The sequence below is a fragment of the Chitinophaga sp. genome (genome assembly GCF_036569125.1).
Lineage (GTDB): Bacteria > Bacteroidota > Bacteroidia > Chitinophagales > Chitinophagaceae > Chitinophaga.
The window spans coordinates 1-5,900 of record NZ_DATCRF010000603.1; the positions used below are offsets into that span (position 1 = coordinate 1).

Below are 5,900 nucleotides of genomic sequence, written 5' to 3' on the forward strand. Positions count from 1 at the left end.
GGGCATGGCGGTTGCCTGCAGCACCCAGATGCCTTTTTCATTACGCTGGCGGGCGCCGCGGCTAATGCGGCCTACTTTGGTGAATTCATCTTCCACCATGGTAGATAAGCGCAGGCTCTGATCAAAAAAGGCATTCCGCAGGGTATTAAGCATAATAAAGGTTTCCGGGTCGGCAGCATCCATTACTTCCTTGGCTTCTTCAGAGTTGCCGTCCAGCACCATTACGGAGCTGGTTTTCAGGGATTCCATTTTGGCGTTGTTCTTACTGGTGGCCCATACATATGTTTCCGTGCCCTGTGCCTGGCTGGGGGAGTATTCATAAATAGGCTGCCTCACAGCTATTTTCCGTTTTCCCTTTTTACGGTATACGGTTTTATACCCGGTTACGTGGCGGCTTTTAGGGGCCGAGTTACAGTGAATGGATATAAAAAGATCGCCCCGGGCGTCATTGGCAATTTCTGCTTTACGGCGGGGATCATCAAAGCGGTCCACTTTACGTGTATACACCACCTTTACATCCGGCATATTCTCTTCTATGATCTTTCCCAGCTTTAAAGCAACATCCAGGGTTACTTCTTTTTCGGTGGAGTAGCTGCCACGGGCGCCAATATCCTGCCCGCCATGGCCTGCATCAATTACAATGGTACGGAGAGGTTTGTCCTGCTTTCTTTTAAAGGGCTTGTCCGTAGCCCGGATAAATAAGGTAAAGATAAATAGCGTTCCGCATCCTAAGATCCAAAATCGGTTCCAGCGCATGTTTCAAAGTTTAATGGGCATTTAGTTAGTTTAATTACGAATTACGGAATTATGAATTACGGATTATAATGCAGCGGAGATTGTGATCCATCGCTCTACTCAATCTGTAATTGACAATTCATAATTTGATAATCATCCAAAATCGTTAATACTTTTATAATTGTAGAAAACCAGTGTATCCCCAGGCGTTCTTTTTCGTTTTACGAATGATAATAATTTGTATAAAAACATGTAGGTTTGTGCCCGCTTGACACATGATCCCTGACTACAAAAATAATTATAAAAAATTTTTCAGACAGTACCTGTTCGTGGCAGGTGCCGTCTTTGCTTTTATCCTTATTATAGATGCATTTGCCTGGGCCGGGCCACACAGAAATGTGAATTTTAACAAAAGTTTCACAGATACCGTGCCAGGAAAGTCAGATACAGTGCCGCTTTCGAGGCCCAGGATAAAGGATACCACCCGTGCCGGACGGGATACCACACCACGGCTTACTGATAGCACCGCTACTGACACTACCGTGGTAGACACCCTGTATATGCCCAAACTGTCAAAAGACAGCCTAGATGCCCCGGTGAACTATAAGGCCAAGGATTCCATTGTACTGATGGTGCCTGCCAAACGCTTTTATTTATATGGTACGGCCAATACCAAGTATAAAACGGTAGACCTGACAGCAGAACGGATGAACTTTAGCCAGTCTACCGGTGTGCTGGAAGCCACCACCGCACAGGATACCAGCGGTAAGGCTTATGGCCGGCCGGTGCTGAAAGATGGCGAGCAGAATTTTGATTCCGACACCTTACGGTACAACTTCAATACGCAAAGAGCTAAGATCTATCATACCCGTTCCCAGTATGGCGAAGGCTTTATTCACAGCCAGCAAACCAAAAGGGAGGCGGATAACAGCATTTTCGGCTGGAAGAATGGTTATACCACCTGTAACCTGGATACCCCTCACTTCCAGTTCCGCGCCCGCAAGATAAAGGTAATACCGGACAAACTGGTTATATCCGGCCCGGCTAACCTGGAAATAGAAGGGGTGCCCACGCCGTTATTTATACCCTTTGCCATTTTCCCCATCACACAGGGGCAGCGTTCCGGCATTCTGCCACCGCAATACGTAGTGAATGCGCAGAAAGGCGTAGGCCTTGAAAACGGCGGTTATTACCTGGGCCTGGGAGAGTATTTTGACCTGACCATGCGCGGTGATGTATATTCCTACGGCAGCTGGAGCTTAACGGCCAGCCCAACCTACCGCGTACGGTACCGCTATAATGGTGGTTTGAACCTGAGCTTTGCCACTACGCGTTTTGGCGACCCTGCTGTAAAATCAGAGTTTACCCGTTCCCGTGACTTCCGGGTAACCTGGAACCATAGCATGGACAGCAAGGCCCGGCCGGGGGTGAACTTTGGCGCCAACGTGAATTTTGGTACCTCCTCCTACAACCAGTACAATGTATTTGATTATTATACCAGGGTAAATAACAACATAGGATCGTCCATCAGCTTTTCAAAAACCTGGCAGGGCAAACCCTATAACTTTACCATGAGTTTGAACCACCAGCAGAACCTTTCCACCAAGGATATCTTTATCTCTTTCCCGGACGCCTCTTTTAACGTAAACACCATTTATCCTTTTCAACCCAAGGAGCTGGTAGGTACGCCCAAGTGGTACCAGAAAATAGGGGTTTCCTACAGCACGGTGCTGCGTAACAGTGTGAACTTCAAGGATACCATGTTCCTGAAAAAAGAAATGTTTGACCGTTTGCAAACCGGTATGCAGCATACGGTGCCCATCTCTTTTTCCATACCGGTAGGTACGTTCACCTTATCGCCCGGTATTAACTATTCAGAATACTGGTATACCCGTAAAATGATCCGTAAATGGAACCCGCAGCGGTTTAACCCTGCTACCGATACCCTGGGGGGGATAGATACCACTTACCAGACGGGCTTTTTTGCCGCCCGGCAGGCCAGCGCCAGCGTATCATTATCTACCGCGGTGTACGGGATGTATGTGTTTAAAAAGACTTCCAAGATAAAGGCCATCCGCCATGTGATGCGCCCCACCATGAGCTTAAGCTACCAGCCTAACCTGGCCCGCAGCGCGTATGATTCCCTGCGCTATGGTTTTCAGCCGGAGGATGTAAGCCGTGTATCTTATTTTGACGGATCTGTAGTGGGCGTGCCTGGCGAAGGGAGGGCCGGGTTAATATCGTTTGGTTTGGATAACAACCTGGAAATGAAGGTGGCCTCCAAGAAGGACACCTCTGCCAATAAAGAAAAGAAGATTAAGCTGCTGGATGGTTTTGGTATTAACGGCAGCTATAACCTGATAGCGGATTCCTTTAAGCTGAGCACTTTTAGCATTTATGCGCGTACCAACCTGTTTGAGAAGCTGAACATCTCTGCCAGTGGTAATATTGATCCGTATGTTGTTGATCAGCGGGGGCACCGGCTGGACCAGTATGTATGGCAGGCAGGTAAGCTGAGCCTGGGCCGCTTAACGAATGCGAACATCACCATGAGCACCTCGTTCCAGTCGGCCGATAAAAAGAGCAAGGAAAAGGAAAAGCAGAAGGATGATATTGAGAATGAGCTCACCGGCGATGCCGCTATGCAGGCGCAGCAACGGCAGCTGCAGATGGTGCGTAACAACCCGGGTGAGTATGTGGATTTTGATATTCCCTGGCGTATTGATCTTTCTTACAGCTTAACCTACAGCAAATCTATTATACCGGATTCCGGTGGGGTGGTGGTGAACTTTAACCAGTATGTGAACTTTAACGGTGATTTCAGCTTAACACCCAAGTGGAAGATAGGCCTGAACAGCGGCTATGATTTCATTAATCACGAGATTGCCTATACGAATATGTATATTTCCCGCGATCTGCACTGCTGGCAAATGTCTATTAACCTGATACCCTTTGGTACGTACCGGCAGTTCAGTATTACTATTAGTCCCAAATCCGGGCTGCTGCGTGATCTGCGTATAAATCGAACGCGGCAGTTTTATGATTTATAGTTTTCGATGTGCTAGTGTGTCAATATGCTAATGTGCTGGTGTGTGTTAATGGATTGGAAGCGTTATTTCTTTTGGCTGTTATGCTGTTCAATGTAATCCCACATTATTTTAAATACCTTTTCTTTTAATGCCGGCAGGTCATCTTTGGTTAATCCTTTTGTGGAGATGGGCGGCAGAAAGTGAAAATCAACCCTATGCGGCAGCGCGTAAAAGATACGGCCCGGCGGAAGGATCTTACGTGTATTGAATAATACAGCCGGCATAATGGAGTGCTGGGTATCTATGGCCAGCGCGAAAGCGCCATCATAAAAAGGTTTCAGGGGATCGTTGGTTTTGTTGCGGGTACCTTCGGGGTATAGGGTCATGTGCATGCCCTTGCTGAGCACTTCTTTCATTTCCTCGTAGCTGCGGTGTCGGCTGTTTTCGTCTTTACGGTCTACCAGCACGCTGCCTATCTTATACATAATACCAAACAGGGGCGTGCTGGCCATTTCTATTTTAGCCAGGGTTTTATGGTAGCCGGGCACGCCGGGTGTGGTAACCGGTACATCCATTAAAGAGTTGTGATTACATACTACCACATAGGTAACACCGGGTTCAAAATTTTCCAGTCCTTTTCTTCTTACGGGGCAAAAAAGCATCGGCATAAATACCTTCATCCATGCACGCACCAGTGGAAAAAAACGGCGTGTTCTTTCAGGCTCCGGCAACCGGGAGATCACCCACATTGGCAGGAACATAACCAGGATGTTGGCGGCAAATACCAATGAGCCATAAATAGCGTATAACCGGCCAAGAATATTCTTTAACCTGCTCATAAACAATTGACAGTCAGTATTTCACAGAACCACGGCTTTGGAGGCCAGTGTTTTTCTTATTAAGGGATAAATTTAATTAATATATCAACACGAAAATGGTGCTTAACCGGCATTTGGTTAGCTGATCGATCTTAAACAGATTAGCTATCACGATGAAAATGAGTGTTTGCTCCAGCATTTGGTTAATGCTTCTGGTCTTAAACAGATAGCGCCTACTCCAACCGCCAGTCAACCGGTTCCAGGCCTGCTTTGGATAATAATTCATTGGTCTTTGAAAAATGGCGGCAGCCGAAAAAGCCTTTGTCGGCGCTAAAGGGGGAGGGGTGGGCTGCTTTCAGGATATGATGTTTGGTGGCATCTATCAGCACCTGTTTATCCTGGGCAAACTTACCCCAGAGCAGGAACACCACATTTTCTTTTTTATCGGATATCTTACGTATTACGGCATCTGTAAAGTTTTCCCAGCCTATTTTGCTATGGGAGGCGGGTTCGCCGGCCCGTACGGTCAGGAAGGCGTTGAGCAGCAGTACGCCATGTTCGGCCCACTTGGTGAGGTTGCCACCACTGGGCGGTGTAAGGCCCAGGTCTGTTTTCATTTCTTTATAAATATTGACCAGCGACGGGGGCGGGGGCACGCCGTCCTGTACCGAAAAGCAGAGGCCGTGTGCCTGGCGGGGCCCATGGTAGGGATCTTGTCCCAGTATTACCACCTTTACTTCGTCGAAAGGGGTGGTATTGAATGCGTTGAAAATGAGATTACCGGGGGGATAGATGGTTTTGCCGAGGGCTTTTTCATGTTTGAGGAACATGACGATCTCTCCGAAATAGGCTTTGGCAAATTCGTCCTTTAAAACTTCTTTCCAACTGGCTTCTATTTGTACGTCCATGGCTATTGTATTATAAAAACGGCTAAATTTGAATTATTGGATGAATTTTATATAAATTTGCACTCCCAAAATGAAAGATAAATATAGTGTTTATTTTAGTTTGGGTGGAAGTACCAGCAAATTTAGGACCGTAAGGTTGGCTGGATGGAGCATCCCGATTTGAGGTCGGGAAGGCCATTGGTTCTAAAAGAATAAAATTAGTTCGAGTTAAAAAATAGTATGGACCGGTAGCTCAGCTGGATAGAGCAGCTGCCTTCTAAGCAGCAGGCCATTGGTTCGAATCCAATCCGGTTCACTTAGGCGCAACACAAGTTGCGCCTTTTTTATTTAAACTGCATACCCAGTCCGGGTTTTAGGGGATCAAGTTGAAAAGTTGGGGGGATTTGTGTTGTTATCAATAAATGTTATAT

The 5,900-nt window shown here is 46.9% G+C and carries 4 protein-coding genes and 1 tRNA gene; 2 read left to right on the forward strand and 3 right to left on the reverse strand.

Annotated features, from left to right (window positions below; all coding sequences use genetic code 11):
- A partial coding sequence (locus VIM87_RS22505) for an N-acetylmuramoyl-L-alanine amidase (protein WP_331999184.1) occupies nucleotides 1–756 on the reverse strand: 756 nt, incomplete at its 3' end.
- Between the two features lie 407 nt (nucleotides 757–1,163).
- On the opposite strand from VIM87_RS22505, the gene VIM87_RS22510 reads away from it, so the two are divergent.
- On the forward strand, nucleotides 1,164–3,785 hold the full coding sequence (locus tag VIM87_RS22510) for a putative LPS assembly protein LptD (protein ID WP_331999185.1): 2,622 nt from the start codon (nucleotides 1,164–1,166) through the stop codon (nucleotides 3,783–3,785).
- 62 nt (nucleotides 3,786–3,847) lie between these two features.
- Here VIM87_RS22510 and VIM87_RS22515 read toward each other — a convergent pair whose 3' ends face one another.
- Together VIM87_RS22515 and ung are read right to left on the reverse strand one after the other, a co-directional pair.
- Nucleotides 3,848–4,603 carry a lysophospholipid acyltransferase family protein gene (locus VIM87_RS22515; RefSeq protein ID WP_331999186.1) on the reverse strand — a complete coding sequence of 252 codons (756 nt, stop codon included), beginning with the start codon at nucleotides 4,601–4,603 and terminating at the stop codon, nucleotides 3,848–3,850.
- 212 nt (nucleotides 4,604–4,815) lie between these two features.
- Complete coding sequence (gene ung / locus VIM87_RS22520; RefSeq protein ID WP_217606678.1) at nucleotides 4,816–5,490, reverse strand: uracil-DNA glycosylase; 675 nt, start codon at nucleotides 5,488–5,490, stop codon at nucleotides 4,816–4,818.
- A 221-nt stretch (nucleotides 5,491–5,711) separates the two neighbouring features.
- Between ung and VIM87_RS22525 the strand changes: the two genes are divergently transcribed.
- Nucleotides 5,712–5,785: transfer RNA gene (locus VIM87_RS22525), tRNA-Arg, on the forward strand.
- The last annotated feature ends 115 nt before the right edge of the window (nucleotides 5,786–5,900 follow it).

Excerpts from the sequence above, each read along its gene's own strand:
- VIM87_RS22515 (WP_331999186.1), bottom strand. The coding sequence starts at position 4,603 with ATGAGCAGGTTAAAGAATATTCTTGGCCGGTTATACGCTATTTATGGC.
- ung (WP_217606678.1), bottom strand. The coding sequence starts at position 5,490 with ATGGACGTACAAATAGAAGCCAGTTGGAAAGAAGTTTTAAAGGACGAA.